The organism is Pseudodesulfovibrio sp. 5S69 (assembly GCF_037094465.1).
In the GTDB taxonomy this organism is placed as follows: domain Bacteria; phylum Desulfobacterota; class Desulfovibrionia; order Desulfovibrionales; family Desulfovibrionaceae; genus Pseudodesulfovibrio; species Pseudodesulfovibrio methanolicus.
The window spans coordinates 1,378,574-1,393,993 of record NZ_CP146609.1 but is presented as its reverse complement, the minus strand read 5'-3'; the positions used below and the strand labels follow the sequence as shown (position 1 = coordinate 1,393,993).

Below are 15,420 nucleotides of genomic sequence, written 5' to 3'. Positions count from 1 at the left end.
CCCCCCTTTCACGCCCGTCCGCACCCTTGCCAAGGCCCGGCATGTACAGTACTTCAACGGACGCATGCAGGACGCCGGCGCACCGGGCTTCCCGCGCCGCCCTGCCGCCCATTTATCCAAACCATCCATCAGGAGTACACGACCGCCATGTGTGGTATCGCCAGTTTCTTAAGCAATAAAAAGTGGTTGAAAATGCCGGACACGGCCTGGCTCGGCGGCCTTGAAGTGTCCTTTGCCGAGGCCAACAGCGGAGACGATCTCCTGGCGGCGGCCACGCCGCTCGGGGAGTTGGCCGGGCGGTTTTACGAACTCATGTCCTTCGGGCTGCACATGCGGCTGGTGGAGGACGGCGAGGCGCGGCGGGCGCTGTCGAGCATCCGGGACACCCTCCGGGCGTTGCGCAACGCGGCGGCCGTGAAGCTGGAGCAGGGGCCGCGCACGGACGAGCTGGAGTCGCTGCGCGAGGCGCTGGACGACTATCTGTGGCAGATCGAGCGCGAGGTGCTGGTCAACGTGGACCGGACGCTGGCGCTCATGCCCGCCGATCTGGCCGCGGACGTCGAGGTCCGCGACCGGCATTTCCTGGCCTGGGGGGCCGAGCAGGTGCTCCAGTCCATCGACAAGCTTGAGGTGCGCGGCCGCGACTCGGCGGGCGTGGCCCTGGCCTTTGTCCTGCCCGCGGGCGTGGACCCCGAGGCCGGTCTGACCCCGACGCAGAAACAGGAGCTGGCCGACCGCTCGTCCATCAACAACGCGGACACCCGGCAGGTGCTGGTGCGCAAGCTGGACGACGGCCGGACCGCCTGCCGTTTCCTGTACAAGGTCGCCCAACTGGTCGGCCAGCTCGGGGACAACGGCGCGGCGCTCAGAGAATTCATCAAGCATGACGAACTGTTGTGGGCCATGTCCGCAGGCCTGCAAACGCTCAACATCATCGCCCACACCCGCTGGGCCTCCAACGGGATCATCTCGGTGCCCAACTGCCACCCGGTGGACGGGCTGGTCGAGGGGGACATGTCCACGGGCCTGGAAAAGACCATGTTCGTGCTCAACGGCGACGTGGACAACTACCGCACCCTGGTCGAGGAGACGGTCCTGGCCAAGGGCGCGCACATCCCGCCGGCCATCTCGACCGACGCCAAGATCCTGCCCGTGCTCTTCCACCTGGGCGTGGAGGACTTGGGCGACGCCGAGGAGCGGTTCCGCAACGTGCTCCGGCGCTGCGAGGGGTCCCTGGCCGTGGTCATGCAGAACCTGAACGATTTCGACTCCCAGTTCCTGGCGCAAAAGGGCTCGGGCCAGTCCTTCTACATCGGCCGGACCAATGACGGCTGGCTGGTGGCGAGCGAGGCCTACGGCATGGCCGCGCGGGCGCGCTCGTCCTTCCCGGTGGCCGTGCACCGGCAGGGCGGGGTGTCCGTGGTCCTGCGCGACACCGACCCCGAGGGGGCCGTGCCCGTGGCCCGGTACCTGGACAACGGCGAGCCCGTGGAGCTGGCCGAGGAGAAGATCGAGATCTTCTCGCGCGACATCTTCCGGGGCGAGTACGCCCATTACATCGAGAAGGAAATCCACGAGGCCCCGGACTCGGTGCGCAACACCCTGCACGGAAAATATCTCAAGAAAGACGGCGAGGTGGAGTTCCTGCCCGAGGGGTTCGGGCGCGGCCCGGCCCTGGTCGAGCGGTTCCGGGACGGCTCCCGGCCCATCCGGCGGATCATCTGCGTGGGCCAGGGCACGGCCGCCGTGGCCGCCATGGCCGTGGCCCAGCTCCTGCGCCGCACCCTGGCGGACACGGGCATGTCCATCGAGTCCTACACCGGCAGCGAACTCATCGGCTTCATGGGCGACGAGCGCATGGACGACGTGTTCCTGATCCCGGTGTCGCAGTCGGGCACGACCACGGACACGAACCGGGTGGTGGACCTGTGCCGCGACCGGGGCGCGTGGGTCAACTGCATCGTCAACCGGCGCAACTCGCCCCTGGTCCAGAAATCGGACTCGCACATCTACACCAGCAACGGCCGCGACGTGGAGATGGCCGTGGCCTCGACCAAGGCGTTCTACTCCCAGATAGCGGCGGGCAAGCTGCTCTCGCTCTGGCTGGCCGACATCCTGGGGAGCATGGATAAGCCGTACATCCTCCATGAAATAGAGGCGTTGGAAGGACTTCCAGACAAGATCGACAAGGTCCTGGAGAACAAGGAATCGATCGCGGAAGTCGCCCGCAAGTACGCGCCCGTGCACCGCTACTGGGCCCTGGTCGGCAACGGCGCCAACTGCATCGCGGCCCAAGAAGTCCGTATCAAGCTGTCGGAATTATGCTATAAATCCATTCCGTGCGACATCACGGAGGACAAGAAGCACATCGACCTGTCCACCGAGCCCCTGACCCTGGTCATGGCCTCGGACCTGCCCGAGATGGTCGTCATGGACACGGTCAAGGAGACGACGATCTTCAAGGCGCACAACGGCTCGCCCATCGTGTTCTGCGCCGAGGACGAGGACCGCTTCGACCGCGTGGCCGAGGCCACGGTCAAGGTCCCCCGCGCGGGCGGCGGCCTGGATTTCGTGCTGGAGACCGTGGCCGGGCACTGGTGGGGCGTGTCCGCGGCCAAGGCCATCGACAGCCACGCCGAGCCGTTCCGCAAGGCGCGGGTGCGCATCGCGGAGATGCTCGAAGACACGACCACCTTCGACCGGGGCGCCCTGCTCATCGCCCTGAACGAATGCGTCGACCGCATCGCCTCGGGCGCCACGGACTCAGCCCTGCCCGCCCGCGTGCCCGCATCCCTGGCCAACTACATGCTCTGGCTGGTCAACCAGTCCCAGGACATCCAGGCCGCCGAGGCCCGCCTGGCCGACATCCTGACCATCCTGAACAAGGCCATCGAGGAAATGACCCGCCCCATCGACACCATCCGCCACCAGGCCAAAACCGTCACCGTCGGCATCAGCAGGCCCCAGGGGTAGCATGGCCCCAGGACCGATCCGGGCCATTTCCGGCGCATCCGCAGACCCAAAGCCCCCCGCATCCTTTTGGATGCGGGGGCTTTTCGCGCCGGGCCTCTGTCCAGCGTGAGACACGCACGCTCTCGAAGGAATAATAATGCTCATTTCGCCTGAGTGTGCTAAGGTGACAGCCTAAATACCCCTTAGGAGGCTTTACCATGAAAAATTCATTCATCACTTTGGTGTCACTGGCGTTCGTGCTGCTCCTCAGCATTCCCGCATCCGCCCAGATGGGCATGGGGCCCGGCGGCGGCATGATGGGCGGCGGTCCCGGCTACGGCCGCATGATGGGTCCCGGCTATGGCGGAGGCAACTACCAGCTCTCGCCGGAACAGCAGAAGGCCTACCAGGAAATCTCGGCCAAATACCAGGCGCAGTTCGCCAAACTGTCCGAACAGATGTGGACCAAGCACGCCCAACTGAACGCCGTGCTGGCCCAGGACAAGATCGACGCCGGGCAGGCCCGGTCCCTGGCCAAGGAGATCGGCGCCCTGTCCGCCCAGGCTCTTGAAACCCGCGTGAACATGCTCATCGACATGCGCGAAAAGGGCTTCTCCTATTACGGCATGGGCATGATGGGCGGCGGCATGTACGGCGGCATGATGGGACCCGGCATGATGGGACCCGGCCATGGATACCACGGCGGATACGGATACGGCGGCGCGCAGCAATAAGCGCCCGAAGGAGACGCCATGACCGACACCTACCTCTTCCTGACCGCCCAGCAACCCATGTACAACGGGGGCGGCGGCCCCGGCTGGGGCGGGGGAATGAACATGATGTATTCGCCGTTTGGCGGGTGGTTCATGATCCTGCTCCTGGTCGTTGTCGTCGTCGCCGTCGCCATGATCTTCAAGGGCAGCTTCGGCAAGGGAAACTCCACGGGGAGCACCTTCGGGAGCGGCCCGGAGAGCCATGCCGAAACGCCCCTGGACATCCTCAAGCGGCGCTACGCCGCCGGGGAGATCGACAAGGAACAATACGAACAGATGAAGCGGGACCTGACGAAATGACGCGCGGGTCCTCTTGAGAATCCGGCCGGGCAGTCGCTGTCCGGCCGGTTTTCGTTTCAGGGGTGTGCGGTCTCTTCCCGACAGCAGGCCCCGCCATCGGCGGCCAGGTGCGCCGCGGTCAGGATGCGCCGGGCGTAGGCCCGCTCAAAGACCGTGTCCAACTGCTCCGGGATCCACTTCCTGAGCGTCTCGCATAGCCGGTTCGAGGCCACCAGCCGGGCCATGGCCCCGTTGATGCGCGCCATGATCGCTGCCCCCTCCTCGGTCCAGGCGCAGGCCATATAGCCGAATATGGGCGACGGAGGGCATTCCTCGGCATTGACCACGGCGATGCGCTCCTGCATGTGCCGCGCGTCGAGGACGTACCGGATGCTCAGGCTGTCGTGCACGAACCAGTCGATCCGCTTCTCGGCCAGCATGTCCAGAAGATGCCCCACGTCGTGGGCGGTCGTGGCGCGTTGCCCTCCCGCGGTGGAGATCAACCGGGCCACGAACGGTCTGGCGAGGTCGTAACTGAGGCCGGGGACGTAGCCGAAGGTCAGCCCCTTGTCGGCGGCCAGATAGGCCAGGGAGGCGTTGCCGTTCGGGGCCAGCCTCCAAAGGTCCTCGCGGCGCATGACGACCATCACGGTAAAGGTCACCCTGCACGGGATGTCGGCATAGAGGATGTGGCCCTCCCGCTCCGGGGTCTTGAGCAACCCGCTGACCGCGAACGGCTCCCGCCCGGTTTGCAGCTCCTCGGCGATGCGCTGGGGGCTGGCATGGATGAAGACGTGCTCGTATCCGGGCATCTCCTTTTGCAGGGCGCGGGCCACATCGATGCCCATGCCCTCGGGCTGCGCGCCGGGGGCGGTGATGAAATAAGGCGGGAAGTTGAAATAGGGCCAGTAGAGCACCGGCTTCTCTCCCGCACGGGCCCCGCCCGCCGCGCCGACGAGCAAGGCGAGAACGAAAAAAAAACCATTGAGATGATTGCGCATTGCCTGACTGATCCGTTGCTGCACAGGGGCCGGGAAAGGAGGCCGCCTGCCTGGGAATAAAAAGAACCGGTGCGGTAGTGAAAGCACAAATTCGCTTCCGTGGCAACAATAATCGGACAGCCGATATAATTTCGCAGGCATCGCCGGCACAGCAGCCTTTCCAGGCCTGATCACGCAGCCGCGCTCCCCGCCTGTCCAAATCCGCCTGCTTGTGCTATAATCACAGAACCCGCGCCCTCCCTCCCGAACGGCGCGCCAACACGGACCCGGAGGCAGCAATGCGCCGAGATATACTTTTCGTCCCGTTTCTCCTGCTCTTCCTCGCCCCCGTGCGGGCCGGAGCCGAACCGTACTTCTCGCCGGAGAGGACGGAACCCGTGCAGAACGTCCGGGCGGCCACCCTGGCCTCCGGTCTCGACCACCCGTGGTCCATGGCCTGGCTGCCGGACGGCGGCCTGCTGATCACCGAGCGGCCCGGCCGGGTGCGTCTGTTCAAGGACGGCAGGCTGACCCCCATCCCCGGCGCGCCCGAGGTCCTGGCGTACGGCCAGGGCGGGCTCCTGGACATCGCCCTGCACCCCGATTTCGAGGAAAACCGGCTGGTCTATTTCACCTTGGCCACGGGCACGAAAACGGCCAACCGCACCGCCCTGGGGCGCGCCCGCTTCGACGGCGCCCGGTTCAGCGGCGCCGAGGTGATCTTCACCGCCTCCCCGGCCAAGTCCGGGGGCCAGCACTTCGGCTCTCGCCTGGCCTGGCTGCCGGACAGGACCCTGGTCCTGTCCGTGGGCGACGGCGGCAATCCGCCCCAGCGCGTGGACGGGATGCTCGCCCGCGACCAAGCCCAGAACCCGGCCACGCACCAAGGCAAGCTCATCCACCTCAAGGACGACGGCACCCCGGCCGGGCCGCCGGCCTTCCCCGGCCCGGACGCCGCGCCCGGCCTGTACACCATGGGCCACCGCAATATCCAGGGCATGGCCTTCGATCCCCTGCGCGGGACCCTGTGGGTCAGCGAGCACGCCGCCCGCACCGGCGACGAGATCAACCGCATCGAACCCGGCCGCAACTACGGCTGGCCCAAGGCGTCCTGGAGCAAGGAGTACACCCTGCCCATGGACGTGGCCGACCACCACTCCCTGCCCGGCATGACCGACCCGGCCGTGGTCTGGAAGTGGCGGTTCGCGCCCTCCGGGCTGATGGTCTACACCGGCGACGCCTTCCCGGCCTGGAAGGGCGATCTCCTGGCAGGCGGCCTGCGCAGCGAGACCATCCGGCTCATCGAACTCGACCGGAACGGCACGGTCCTGGGCGACAAGGACCTGCCCATGGGCCACCGCGTCCGCGACATCCGGCAGGGACCGGACGGCCTGGTCTACGTGCTCACCGACGAGGACGACGGCAGGCTGATCCGGCTGGAACCGCGTTAGAGCGAGCCGCCGATTTACTTCCGGCACCCGATCGGCTAGCATGATACGGGTCCGGGCCTCCTGCGCGGAGGCCCGGACCCGATGCAATAACCTCAATAAAACCAGCCGTACGGAACTCCAGCCCGGACGCGACAAGGGGCTCCTCCATGCAGATGACCGTCACCACCCCGGCCCTGCTCTTCCCGGCCATCTCCCTGTTCATGCTCGCCTTCACCAACCGGTTCCTGTCCCTGGCCGCGCGCATCCGCACCCTGCACGACCAGTATCGGCAGCAGCCCGATCAGACCATCCTCGCCCAGATCGACAACCTGCGCAAAAGGGTACACATGATCCGGCACATGCAGGGCTTCGGGGTCATGTCCATGCTCGCCTGCATCTTTTCCATGATCTGCATCTTCCAGGAGTTCGAACTGGCTGGGCAGATCCTCTTCGGCGTCAGCCTGCTCTTCCTGATCCTGTCCATGTTCTACTCCTTCCTGGAAATCCGCATCTCCCTCAACGCCCTCGACATCCTGCTCAAGGACATGGAGCAGCGGTAGAAAAGCGCCTCCGGCGGCCGGGGGAAGGGAGAAGGGAACCCTTTGAAAAGGGCTTCCCTTCTCCCTTCCCCGGACCTCCATCCCTCTTCCCTCCCAAGCCTTTTGGGCCGCTTCGCGGATAGCGATAGCGCGGAAGGCTTCCTTTTTCTCAAAACTTTCAGCACGGTCCGAGGCACTCGCACGCCTCTGCCGAAGGCACACAAGAAGTTTGGGAAGGTCCAGGGCAGCGCCCCGGCCGCCGGAGGCAACGCAAAAGGGCCCGGACAGTGTCCGGGCCCTTTCTGCGTGCGTCAACGGCGGAGACGGCTAGATGTAGAGGATCTTGAAATTCTGTTTTACGTCGGGGAACCGCTTGAATTCCTTGTACTCGCCGGCCGCCTTACCCATGTAGCCGACCAGCTGGGAGACTATGTTGGCGCGCGGGACTTTGCGGCTCCAGGACTTGACCACCAGGTCGCCGTTGGTCTGCAGCTCCACGGCAAAGACGAGGACGGTGTTCGGGGTGATTTTGTCCACATGGCCCACGGTATCCACGATCAGGTCCACCTTGGAAAAGGTGTCGCGGTATTGGGCCACGGCCTGGTTGATAATGCCGATTTCCTGTTCGGACAGGGCCAGCCGTTCGAGGGAGACAGAGCCCCGGACGGACACCAGGCCCGACAGTCCGCGCTTGGGCGAAGCCAGGCGGAACAGGTCCGTCTGAAAATAAACCAGCCCGGCCACGGCAACGAAAAAAAAGAATATGGCCAATGAGCCTACCGGGAATCGCCTCCCGGAACCTGCCTTCTTCGGCATAAAGTAATCCGCCTTAAAGTCAATTTTTCCAACATGAAAGAATGTGGAAAACACACCAGGTATATTGAGAATTAAACCATTTCACGCATCTTGGCAATGCTTTTTGATGCGTTTTTTCGGCTCCGCATGGCTCCATACGCACGTCGAACGCCACTTTTCAACAATACCGGTCGCATTCTTTATGAATTCACTATTAATCAAGCGTTTTAATTGATTACCTCAATCCTTAACGGTTGTCGGATACATCCCGTTGTTGTATGTTGGCCCATCATGACGGAGCAAAACATGCCCGAAATCCGTATCTCGGTGGACCAGCTCCGACCGGGCGTCTTCATCCGGCTGGAAAAGACCAGCTGGTTTGAGCACCCTTTCCTGTTCAGCAATTTCAAGGTCAAGGACGCGGACCAGATCGCCCTGATAAAGAGCCTGGGCATCACCCATGTCGTCTGCATTCCAGAGAAATCCGATGTCCTGCCCGCCGCTCCCCCCAAGTCTCCCCAGGGGGTTCCCGTGGCCGAAAAGCCGGTCCCGCGCGAGGTCATCGACCGGCTGTGGGCGGTCAAGAAGGAGCGCACCCGGCGGTTGAAACAGAAGAAGGAGCGCATCGCCCTGTGCGAAAAACGCTTCAACACCTGCATCAAGACCTTCAACGACATCCTCAAGGGCGTTATCGCCGGACAGGCCGAGGCGGCCGTGGCGGCGGCGGATTTCGTGTCCCGCCTGACCGACTATTTCCTGGACGACCGCGAGTCCACCCTGCACCTGATGAACGTGGTGGACCGGGGCGAGTCTGCCTACTCGCACCCCATGAATGTGGCCGTGCTGTCCATGATCGTGGGCAAGGAGGCCCGGCTGAACGCGGAAGAGCTGACCGTGCTCGGCCTGGGCGCGCTGTTCCACGACATCGGCAAGGACCGCATCCCCAAAAAGATACTGAAAAAACGCGGTGAGCTGACCCGGCCCGAACAGGAACTGCTGGAACGGCACCCGGCGTACGGCGCGGCCATGCTGGCCGACATCGACGTCTTCCCGCGCGGCGCGGCCAGTGTGGTGGCCCAGCACCACGAGCGCATGGACGGCTCGGGCTTCCCCAAGGGGTTGGCCGGCGACGGCATCGACCGGCTGGCGCGCATGGTGGCCATCGCCGACGCCTACGACAACCACTGCAACCGGCCCGACCCCATGGAGTCCCTGACCCCGTACCTGGCCCTGTCCTACATGTTCGGCCAGCAGAAGCACCTCTTCGACGTGGAGCTGCTCGCCCTGTTCATCCGCTGCCTGGGCGTGTACCCGCCGGGCACCGTGGTGGAACTGTCCAACGGCGAGGTGGGCATGGTCATGGCCGTGAACCCCAAGAACCAACTCAACCCGAGCGTCATGCTCTACGATCCGGATGTGCCCAAGAAGGAGGCGCTCATCGTGGACCTGGCCGACGAGCCGGACCTGCGTGTTGAGAAATCCATCCGCCTGGCCCAGCTGACCCCGGAAATGCTCGAATACCTCTCCCCCCGCACCCGCATCACCTACTACGTGGAACCCGGTTCCTAGCGATCCCCCCCGGCTAAGGCGTCGCGCCGCACCAGGCCGATGACCCCGCCGAGCGCGCCGGTCAGGACCAACAGCAGCGTGCCGTAGGCCATGGACAGCCCGATCTCGTATTCGAAGATGGCGTTGACCATGGCGATGGACATGGGTTTGTTCGAGGCGGTGTAGAGGAAGGCGGACACGGTGTACTCCCCCACGCTGTTGATGAAGACCAGCAGAAACCCGGCCAGCAGGCCGGGCGAGAGCATGGGCAGAGCCACGCCCCTGAAGGTCTGGAACCGGCTCGCTCCGAGGCTGGACGAGGCCTCCAGCAGGGTCGTGCTCAGGTTCTGGAAGGAGACGTGGACGATCTTGACCACGATGGGCAGGGACTTGATGAAGTAGCCCAACGGCAGGAGGAAATAGGAGCCGAGCAGGATGGCGTTGAAGGCGAAGACGTTGGGCGTGCTGTTGGCGTTGATCAGGTTCACGGCGATGGCGCTGGCGGGCATGGCCCAGGGCAGGATGACCAGGAACTCGATGAGCCAGCGCAGCTTCATGCGGGTCTTCTCGATGATGAACGAGGCGGGCACGGCCACCGCCATGCAGCCCAGGGCGGCCAGCAGGGACATGTTCACGCTGTTCAGGAACGGCCGGAACTTCCGGGCCCGGGTGAAGACCGCCTCGAAGTTGTCCAGGAAGAAATGCTGCGGGTAGATGCTGACCATCCAGGAGGCCGAATCCACGAAGGAAAGCAGGATGATGGCCGCAAACGGCAGTACGACCATGACCACCAGAAACCAGGCCGCGCCGCGCATGGCGTACCGGGCCAGGGGGTTGCGCACGACCGCCGGGCGCATGGACGTCCCCTTGACCTGGGCCGCGAAGATGCGCCCCCGCTCGTAGTGCCGCAGCACGGCGAAGAAGAGCAGCGAGATGACGGTCAGCACGACCACCTGCACGGCGGCCAGCCCCATGTAGTTGTTGGCCTTGGCCAGAAGTATCTGGGTGGTCAGGACCTTGTACGGCCCGCCGATGATGCTCGGCGCGGTGAACGAGCCGATGCCGGTCATGAAGGTCACGGCCGCTGCGGTGATCAGGGCCGGGGCCAGGAACGGCAGGATAACCGAGGTGAAGACCTTGAGCCGGGACGCGCCCAGGGCGCGCGCGCTCTCCACCACCGAGCCGTCGATGTGCCGAATGGCCAGGGATACCGCGATGTAGAAATAGACGTACTGGGTGTAGGTGTGCACGAACAGGATGCCCGGCAGCCCGGCGAAGTCCCACGGCGGGGAGCCCAGCCCCAGCCACGTCTCCACGGTCTTGGTCACCAGCCCGCTCTCGCCGTAGAGCTGGACGAAGGCGAAGACGATGATGATCCCCGGCATCATCACCGGCAGGAGCAGGATCTTGTCCACCACACCGCGCAAGGGGAATTCGAAATAATGCACGAAAAAGGCCAGCGCCGTGCCGGTCACCCCGCAGGCGAGCACGGTCAGCAGCCCGAGGACCACGGAGTTCCAGAGCACGGACAGGTCCGTGGAGGAAGAGAAGAAGGCCAGGTAGCGCGCCAGCCCCGCCCCGCCGGACGCCCCCTCCCCGGGCGCCAGGCTGACCAGCAGCGTGGACAGGGCCGGATGCAGGATGAAGCCCGTCAGAAACCAGACCAGGGCCGCCGTAAGCAGCCAGAGCGGGAGCCGCCGCCTGTCCACGCGCATGGCTCCCTACTCCTCCAGGACCATGGCCGACCGGGCCGCGAAGGACACGCGCACCCGGTCGCCCGGACGCGGCGCGAAGCCGTCGGCCAGGGTGTTCAGGGCGGCGGCGCGCAAGACCATGTCGCCCACCCGGACCCGATAGTCGATCCACACCCCGTTGAGCTGCGCGTCCGTGACCAGCCCCTCGAACGCGTTGTCGTCGCCCGGGGATGGGGGGGTGTCCGGCGGCGACAGGCGCACGTCCTGGGGCCTGACGGCCACGTACCGCCCCGGCCCGGAGGTCTCGGCCCGGACGGTCAGCCCGTCCGGGGTCACGGCCAGGCCGTCGCGCCAGGCCGCCTCGATGAGATTGGTGTCGCCCACGAACCCGGCCACGAAGCCGTTGCGAGGGCGGCCGTAAATTTCGGCCGGGGTGCCGGTCTGGACCACCCGGCCGCGGTCGAACACGGCGATGCGGTCGGACAGGGTCAGGGCCTCGTTCTGGTCGTGGGTCACAAAGATGGTGGTGATGCCCAGCTCGCGCTGGAGGTTCCGGAGTTCCTCGCGGGTGTGGTCGCGCAGCCGGGCGTCCAGGTTGGACAGCGGCTCGTCGAGCAGGAGCACGCGCGGCTCCACGGCCAGGGAGCGGGCCAGGGCCACCCGCTGCTGCTCGCCGCCGGACAACTCGTCGATGCGCCGCTCCTCAAAGCCGGACAGCCCGACCATGTCCAGGTAGCGGGCCACGGTGGCGCGTATCTCCGCCTTGGTCCGGCGGCGCACGCGCAGGCCGTACTCCACGTTGCGGGCCACGGTCAGGTACGGGAACAGGGCGTAGTTCTGGAAGACCATGCCCACCTCCCGCTTCTCGGGCGGCAGGCCGGTGATGTCACGGCCGCCGAGCAGGATGGCGCCCGACTGCGGGGTCAGAAACCCCGCAATCAGGCGCAGAATGGTCGTCTTGCCGCAGCCGGACGGGCCCAGAAAGGTGAACAGCTCGCCCCGCCCGACGGAGAGGTCCACGTCGGCGCAGGCCGTGGTCGAGCCGAAGGTCCTGGTCACCCCCCTGAGGACCACTTCGTCCATGGCGGGGCTACTTCTTGTCCTTGGCCGAGTCCTTGACCTCGGCGTCCCACTTCTGCATCCAGGCCGACTGGCGGGAGGCCAGTTCGCCCCAGTTCACGTCCATGGCCTTGAACTTGACCTTGCCCATCCACGCCGGAGCGTCGGCCAGGGCGTCGGGCAGGGTCGGCATGCGGTTGAATTTCCGGGCCAGCATGGCCTGGACCTCGGCGCTGCCCGCGAACTCCACGAAGGCCTTGGCCGCTTCGGGGTGCTTGGCGTGCCGGATCAGGGCGATGCCGTCGGTGATGACCGGGGAGCCGCTCGTGGCGTCGATGAACTGGAGCGGCATCTTGTTCTTGGTCATGTTGTCGATGATGTCGTTGAGCACCGAGAAGCTGATGGCGGCCTCCTTGCGGCCCACGGCCTGGAACAGGAGGGAGCCGCTGCCGTAGTAGCGCTTGGTGTTGGCGTCCACGGCCTTGAGGAAGGCCCAGCCCTTGTCCAGCTCGCCCTTCTTTTCGTACTGCTGCAACAGGGCGGAATAGGTGGCCCGGGCGGACGAAGACAGGGCGTTGCGGAAGACGAGCATGCCCTTGTAGCGGGGGGCGGCCAGGTCCTTCCAGTCCTTGGGGGCCTCGGCCGCGGTGAGCATCTCGGTGTTGTAGAACAGCAGCACCGGGGTCTGGATGGTCCCGATCCAGTAGCCGTCCTTGTCCTTGAACAGGGGGTTGACCTTGGCGGCCCATGTGGGCGTGAAGGGCTCGAACAGGTCTTCGGCCTGGAGCTCCTGGTAGACGGAGGACGGGCCGCCGTACATGACGTCGGACTGGGGGTTGGCCTTTTCGGCGCGGACCCGGTCGGCCAGCTCGCCCTTGAGGTTCAGGAACTCCACGGCCACGCCGGTCTTGGCCTCGAAGGCGTCGGCCACCGCTTCCAGCAGGGACTCGCCGTGGGTCGAGTAGACGACCACCTTGTCCTCGAGCTTTGCGGCCAACGCGGCCGAGGCGCACAGGACCACGAGCGCCAGGCTCGACAGCAAACAGAAAATCCGTTTCATCGCTTTCCTCCAAATCGGTTGCAGTATGGTTCCGCCGCGGGCTCCGCCGGGCCTACAGCGCTATGGAAATGGCCGCTACGTCGTCGTGGACCTTGAACCGGGGATAGCGGGTGCATGCCGCGTCCTCCGCCTCCGTGCTCCGGATGTGGTCCAGGACCCCCCTGAGCCCGCCCGCGCGGAACAGCTCGGCGAACAGGTGGAAGTCCTCCCGCTCGCCGGGGTCGCGCTTGGGGATGAACAGGCCGTCGGTGAAGAGCAGGATGTCCGTGACCCCTTCAAGGGGCAGGGATCCGGCGTTCAAAAAATCCATGGCCGCGGGCTCCCCGTTGAATACGCCGTAGGTCACGTTCATGCCCCGGCGGACCTTGACGATCTGCTCGTGCATGACGTCGAGGATCGCCCCCTCGCTCCCGCAGGAGGCCTCCCGCCACAGGGTCAGGGTTTCGAGGTCGTGGTTGAATTCGGCGCAGTGCACCCGGTGGGAGCCGTCCTCAAGCAGGGTCATGACCAGGCAGTCGCCGATCTGGACCCACTCGAAACGGTCCTCCAGGACCCGGACCACGGCCGCGCTGGTGGACCACAGGTTCGCCCGGTCGTCCAGGTCCACGCCGTGCTTCAGCATGGCCTCCATGATCGCCCGGTTGGCCCTGTCCGCCAGCTCCCCGAGCGGCCGGTCGCTCCCGCGGAAGGCGCTCCCGGCCACGGTCGAGGCCAGGTAGCCCCCGGTCAGGCCGTGGCCGAAGCGGGCCGGGGACAGGCTGGTGGCCCCGTCGAACACGCCGAACAGGTTCTTGTCCACGACCAGGAAGTCCTCGTTCAGCAGGCCGGTCCCCTGCTCAAAAACGGTATCGATTCTCATGGGTTGTCCTTTTCCGGTCCCTGCCACACTGGTACCGGCGTCACCGTTCTGTCAAATTGATACCGTCTATTGAGCAGACGTTCATATAGATATATTCGATTGAGCTGCGTAATCTCCCGATTTCACGGAGGCTTTCCCGCCCGCAAGGAAACGGGGCCGGAGCGGACTCCGGCCCCGATGATTCCGCGGACAGCGGGACTAGAGGCCCTTGCAGTTGGCGTAGTAGGTCACGGTGCCGGGCCAGTCGCTGAAGATGCCGATGACGCCCACCTGCTGCGCCAGGACGTCCACCAGGGTGAACATGTCGCCCGGCTTGCGGACCGCGTCCTTGACGGACTGGTAGTACCAGCCCCCGCCGTCGGCCAGGAGTCCGGAGCGCTCCAGCGACCAGGTGATGATCTTCAATCCCGCGTCCTTGGCCGCCCTGGCATAGGCCGAGGGCACGATTCTGCCGTCCTCCACCGTGACCAGGACCCACAGGGGCGGGGCCACGATCCGCACCCCGTCGGCCGCGAGTTCGGCCGGGGTCGGGGACCAGGTCTCGGGTTTGTCCTGGTTGAAGCCTGCAAGCCCGTCCTCGTCCAGGAAAACGGCCTGCGCGCCGAACTCCGGGTCGTTTTTCAGCCAGTACAGGATGTCGGCCAGGCGGAAGGACTGGACAAAGACCATGGACGGGTCCACGCCAGCCTGGCGGTACTCGTCGAGCATCTGCCGGGCGTACCGCTCCTGGGTGTAGTCGCCGTCGAAGGGCATGGCCACGCTCGGAGTCTTGAGTTCCGGGGTCATCTTCACGCCGAGCTTCTTGAACAGCTCGATGGACTCCTTGTGGGTCATGACCGTGCCCGTGGCCGTGTACAGCTCCGTACGCCAGGCCGGGGTGCCCGCCAGGAATTCCTCGGGGGTGGCGGCCGCCGGGTTGGAGGCGTCCATCTTGCCCTTGAGGCGCTTGAACTCCTCCACGGTCAGGTCGCTGGTGCAGCACATGGCCGTGGCCGGTTCCAGGACCTCGCCCGTGGCCGGGTCGAGCTTGGCGGGCGTGAACGGCTTGGAGCATTTGGCGGCCAGTTCCGGAATGGCCAGGATATTGGTGGTCGTGGCCAGGTCGCACTGGGAGTGGCGGCAGACCAGTTGGCGGTCCTTGGTGAAGGCCACGTCGCACTCGATGACGCCCGCGCCCATGCGCGCGGCGGCCTCGTAGCTCTCCTTGGTGTGCTCGGGGAACTGCATGGGCGCGCCCCGGTGGCCGATGGAGAAGGCGGTCCGCTGGAGCGGTCTCTCCTCGCACAGCCGCAAGGACTCCTTGAGCGGCCCGTCGTCCATGTTTTCGATCAGGTAATAGGGCCGGGGACCGACCTGGACGTTCTCCCCGGCCATGGCCCCGGCAACGGACGCCAACAGGCAGGCGGCGGCCGCGACGATCAATGTTTTGAAGCGCATCGTATCCTCCGAAAA

The 15,420-nt window shown here is 65.5% G+C and carries 13 protein-coding genes; 6 read left to right on the top strand and 7 right to left on the bottom strand.

What is annotated here, in order from left to right:
* The first annotated feature begins 192 nt into the window (after positions 1–192).
* From V8V93_RS06465 to V8V93_RS06455, 3 genes are all read left to right on the top strand, one after another.
* Entirely contained in the window at positions 193–2,973 is a 2,781-nt protein-coding gene (locus V8V93_RS06465; RefSeq protein ID WP_338669543.1) for an SIS domain-containing protein, read from the top strand.
* Between the two features lie 197 nt (positions 2,974–3,170).
* On the top strand, positions 3,171–3,686 hold the full coding sequence (locus V8V93_RS06460; protein WP_338669542.1) for a periplasmic heavy metal sensor: 516 nt from the start codon (positions 3,171–3,173) through the stop codon (positions 3,684–3,686).
* A gap of 18 nt (positions 3,687–3,704) precedes the next feature.
* On the top strand, positions 3,705–4,025 hold the full coding sequence (locus tag V8V93_RS06455) for an SHOCT domain-containing protein (protein ID WP_338669541.1): 321 nt from the start codon (positions 3,705–3,707) through the stop codon (positions 4,023–4,025).
* Positions 4,026–4,081: 56 nt separating this feature from the next.
* On the opposite strand, the gene V8V93_RS06450 is transcribed toward V8V93_RS06455, so the two are convergent.
* Positions 4,082–5,005, bottom strand: a complete 924-nt coding sequence (locus V8V93_RS06450) for a transporter substrate-binding domain-containing protein (protein ID WP_338669540.1) — start codon at positions 5,003–5,005, stop codon at positions 4,082–4,084.
* Between the two features lie 278 nt (positions 5,006–5,283).
* On the opposite strand from V8V93_RS06450, the gene V8V93_RS06445 reads away from it, so the two are divergent.
* Positions 5,284–6,435 (top strand): PQQ-dependent sugar dehydrogenase, encoded by a 1,152-nt coding sequence (locus V8V93_RS06445; protein WP_338669539.1) that lies wholly within the window; start codon positions 5,284–5,286, stop codon positions 6,433–6,435.
* Between the two features lie 146 nt (positions 6,436–6,581).
* Positions 6,582–6,974 (top strand): DUF2721 domain-containing protein, encoded by a 393-nt coding sequence (locus tag V8V93_RS06440; protein ID WP_338669538.1) that lies wholly within the window; start codon positions 6,582–6,584, stop codon positions 6,972–6,974.
* Between the two features lie 306 nt (positions 6,975–7,280).
* On the opposite strand, the gene V8V93_RS06435 is transcribed toward V8V93_RS06440, so the two are convergent.
* The gene (locus V8V93_RS06435) at positions 7,281–7,724 is read right to left on the bottom strand and encodes a hypothetical protein (protein WP_338669537.1); all 444 of its coding nucleotides are present in this window, start codon (positions 7,722–7,724) and stop codon (positions 7,281–7,283) included.
* Between the two features lie 330 nt (positions 7,725–8,054).
* Between V8V93_RS06435 and V8V93_RS06430 the strand changes: the two genes are divergently transcribed.
* Entirely contained in the window at positions 8,055–9,317 is a 1,263-nt protein-coding gene (locus V8V93_RS06430) for an HD-GYP domain-containing protein (protein WP_338669536.1), read from the top strand.
* On the opposite strand, the gene V8V93_RS06425 is transcribed toward V8V93_RS06430, so the two are convergent.
* The 5 genes from V8V93_RS06425 to V8V93_RS06405 form a co-directional block, all read right to left on the bottom strand.
* Positions 9,314–11,011 (bottom strand): ABC transporter permease, encoded by a 1,698-nt coding sequence (locus V8V93_RS06425; protein ID WP_338669535.1) that lies wholly within the window; start codon positions 11,009–11,011, stop codon positions 9,314–9,316. The genes V8V93_RS06430 and V8V93_RS06425 overlap by 4 nt on opposite strands.
* Before the next feature lie 6 nt (positions 11,012–11,017).
* A complete protein-coding gene (locus V8V93_RS06420) occupies positions 11,018–12,073 on the bottom strand; it encodes an ABC transporter ATP-binding protein (protein ID WP_338669534.1) in 1,056 nt (351 codons plus the stop codon).
* Positions 12,074–12,080: 7 nt separating this feature from the next.
* Entirely contained in the window at positions 12,081–13,109 is a 1,029-nt protein-coding gene (locus V8V93_RS06415; RefSeq protein WP_338669533.1) for an extracellular solute-binding protein, read from the bottom strand.
* 52 nt (positions 13,110–13,161) lie between these two features.
* Positions 13,162–13,968 carry a protein phosphatase 2C domain-containing protein gene (locus V8V93_RS06410; RefSeq protein WP_338669532.1) on the bottom strand — a complete coding sequence of 269 codons (807 nt, stop codon included), beginning with the start codon at positions 13,966–13,968 and terminating at the stop codon, positions 13,162–13,164.
* A gap of 198 nt (positions 13,969–14,166) precedes the next feature.
* Positions 14,167–15,405 carry a glycerophosphodiester phosphodiesterase family protein gene (locus V8V93_RS06405; protein WP_338669531.1) on the bottom strand — a complete coding sequence of 413 codons (1,239 nt, stop codon included), beginning with the start codon at positions 15,403–15,405 and terminating at the stop codon, positions 14,167–14,169.
* Positions 15,406–15,420: the final 15 nt, after the last annotated feature.

Coding starts and splice junctions, on each gene's coding strand:
- V8V93_RS06455 (WP_338669541.1), top strand. CDS start 3,705: ATGACCGACACCTACCTCTTCCTGACCGCCCAGCAACCCATGTACAAC.
- V8V93_RS06440 (WP_338669538.1), top strand. CDS start 6,582: ATGCAGATGACCGTCACCACCCCGGCCCTGCTCTTCCCGGCCATCTCC.
- V8V93_RS06415 (WP_338669533.1), bottom strand. CDS start 13,109: ATGAAACGGATTTTCTGTTTGCTGTCGAGCCTGGCGCTCGTGGTCCTG.
- V8V93_RS06465 (WP_338669543.1), top strand. CDS start 193: ATGCCGGACACGGCCTGGCTCGGCGGCCTTGAAGTGTCCTTTGCCGAG.
- V8V93_RS06425 (WP_338669535.1), bottom strand. CDS start 11,011: ATGCGCGTGGACAGGCGGCGGCTCCCGCTCTGGCTGCTTACGGCGGCC.
- V8V93_RS06410 (WP_338669532.1), bottom strand. CDS start 13,968: ATGAGAATCGATACCGTTTTTGAGCAGGGGACCGGCCTGCTGAACGAG.
- V8V93_RS06420 (WP_338669534.1), bottom strand. CDS start 12,073: ATGGACGAAGTGGTCCTCAGGGGGGTGACCAGGACCTTCGGCTCGACC.
- V8V93_RS06460 (WP_338669542.1), top strand. CDS start 3,171: ATGAAAAATTCATTCATCACTTTGGTGTCACTGGCGTTCGTGCTGCTC.
- V8V93_RS06450 (WP_338669540.1), bottom strand. CDS start 5,005: ATGCGCAATCATCTCAATGGTTTTTTTTTCGTTCTCGCCTTGCTCGTC.
- V8V93_RS06445 (WP_338669539.1), top strand. CDS start 5,284: ATGCGCCGAGATATACTTTTCGTCCCGTTTCTCCTGCTCTTCCTCGCC.
- V8V93_RS06430 (WP_338669536.1), top strand. CDS start 8,055: ATGCCCGAAATCCGTATCTCGGTGGACCAGCTCCGACCGGGCGTCTTC.
- V8V93_RS06405 (WP_338669531.1), bottom strand. CDS start 15,405: ATGCGCTTCAAAACATTGATCGTCGCGGCCGCCGCCTGCCTGTTGGCG.